A 2,360-nucleotide genomic window follows, 5' to 3' on the forward strand; every position below is an offset into this window, starting at 1 on the left:
CACCTGGAGTTAATGGTGTGTAAGATAATCCATTGCTCAACACTAAGACAAAACAAATTCTTTTCATAAAAAATCACCTTTCTTTTCGATTAAATACTAGCGTCATCTCAACAGTCAAGGATTCGTTATTTATTTGGTAAATCTATTTTAATAGACAAATGGATAAAAAATAGTGAGTAATAGAAACATAATTCAGTTGTTGGGTAAAAGGGAACCAGCAATCACAAGTTGTTCCTTTAATTTAAAAAACAAGCGATAAAAAAACACCAAGAGCAATTATGGTTAAGATTTCCAATGCTCTTTCCAGAAACAAATTGTTGCTTTTTAAAAATATTGTTTTCTTTTTATAAGGGAACCAAAATGACTGGTTTGCGTAGTCTGGCGGGTACACGAGATCTAAAATACCACTGATTAACAGTAATGGAATTGCTTCGAAAATATTGTCATGGACGGCTAAATAAATATAGTATGTTAACAAAGAAATTTGAGCGATCCGTAGATATCTTAGGCTGGTAACTGTATGGTTCATCAAATCATCCTTTCGTAAATGATTATCGCATATTGAATGTTTTAGTCAAATTAAAATTATAAAATATTTATTTATTTTAATGTTGAAAAATAAATTATTTTAATTTAATAAACAATTTATAAATATCCTAAACAGAGGATGTTTGATGAATTAGCAAATGGGATTTTCAGCTATTTATTTTAGAACGTTTTAGAGAGGTTTCGTTTGAAAAGAGTTTCAGGATAATAAGTTAGTCTATTAAATCATTAGCAAAGTATGCACGTTGGACGAAATTAGTAGATTAATCAACAGTGATTTTTTAGATAATGGTTATTTTGCTAAAACAAAAAATTACCAATTTTGTCTTTAATGCTTTAAGAGCAAAATATGCAATGATATACTAAAATAAATAACCTTAATGGAATAGACACTAAACGGAGACTCTAAAATATGACCAACCAACTAATCATAGAAGATCATCATTTCAAGAAAGGTGAGCTATCTAGCATAACGACGGCTTATATCGATCAGTACCCAGTCGTTTACATACTCTACAACCGAAATGAAAAGAAAAGACCTGTTGCGTACATTGGTCAAACGGTTCAAGTGAACAAACGATTGAAGCAGCACTTGAATAACTCTAAGCGCAGAGAAATTAAAGAAGTCTTGCTGATTGGACATGAAAAATTCAATCAATCAGCGACCTACAATATCGAAACCAATTTGATCAATCACTTCATTGGGGATGAGCAGTTTCAGTTACAAAATGTCAGTCAAACAAGACAGGTGCAGATGCATCAGTATTATGAAAAAGAGTATTATGATGAAGTGGTCTTCCAAGAGTTATGGGAAGAATTGCAAAGGCGTCAGTTGGCGAAGCACTCAATCGATACGATTCGCAACAAAGATGTATATAAATTATCCCCTTTTAAAGAACTGACGCCAGAACAGTTAGATATAAAACTTGAAATCATTGAGTACTGTAAACAAGCGATTCAGCAGGATGAAACACAAAAAGTCTTGATGATTGAAGGAGAAGCTGGAACGGGAAAGAGCGTCCTATTGGCATCTCTCTATAACACCCTTCAAGACTATACAAAGTCAGAGCCTGTATTAAAAGGCACCGATAACTATTTGTTGGTCAACCATTCAGAAATGTTAAAAACCTATCACACAATGGCAGAAAGTTTGCCAAATTTAAAAAAGAATCATATGTTAAAGCCAACTTCCTTTATTAATAAAACAGATAATCAGAAGTTGCACCCAGACATCGTTATTGTGGATGAGGCCCATTTGCTTTTAACAAAGAAAGACAGCTATAACAGTTTTCACTATGAAAACCAACTAGAAGAGATTATCAAGCGAGCAAAAATCACGATTTGTATCTTTGATCCGAAGCAAGTATTGAAAATCAAAAGTTATTGGGATCAGGACAAATTGGATCAGTTTCAGAAAAGGTACAATGCTTCTCGCTTTCAGCTAAAAGATCAATTAAGAATGAAAAGTAGTCCACAAATTATTCAATGGATCGATGATATCGTAGAAAAACGTGTAACACCGATTCCAGAATCAACAGCATCTTTTGAGCTTCAGATTATGGAAACCCATGATGCGTTGAAGAATAAAATCTTTTCTCTCGATAAAAAGGAAGGTCTGTCACGGATCATCTCAACATTCGATTATGTTCATAAGAAAGACGGAGCTTCTTATCTTGTAGATCCTGGTGGGATCAACCTGCCTTGGAATACGACCGATACGAAGCGAACATGGGCGGAGCGACCAGATACAATCAGTGAAGTCGGATCAATCTACACCGTTCAAGGGTTTGATTTAAACAATGTAGGAGTTGTCA

General features: G+C 33.9%; 1 protein-coding gene. It reads left to right on the forward strand.

Annotated features, from left to right (window positions below):
• Positions 1–958 precede the first annotated feature (958 nt).
• Positions 959–2,360, forward strand: a 1,402-nt coding sequence (locus tag Q0977_RS18190; RefSeq protein WP_299516606.1) for a DUF2075 domain-containing protein, incomplete at its 3' end; no start/stop codon positions are given.

It is taken from the genome of uncultured Rummeliibacillus sp., from assembly GCF_934216135.1.
GTDB lineage: Bacteria > Bacillota > Bacilli > Bacillales_A > Planococcaceae > Rummeliibacillus.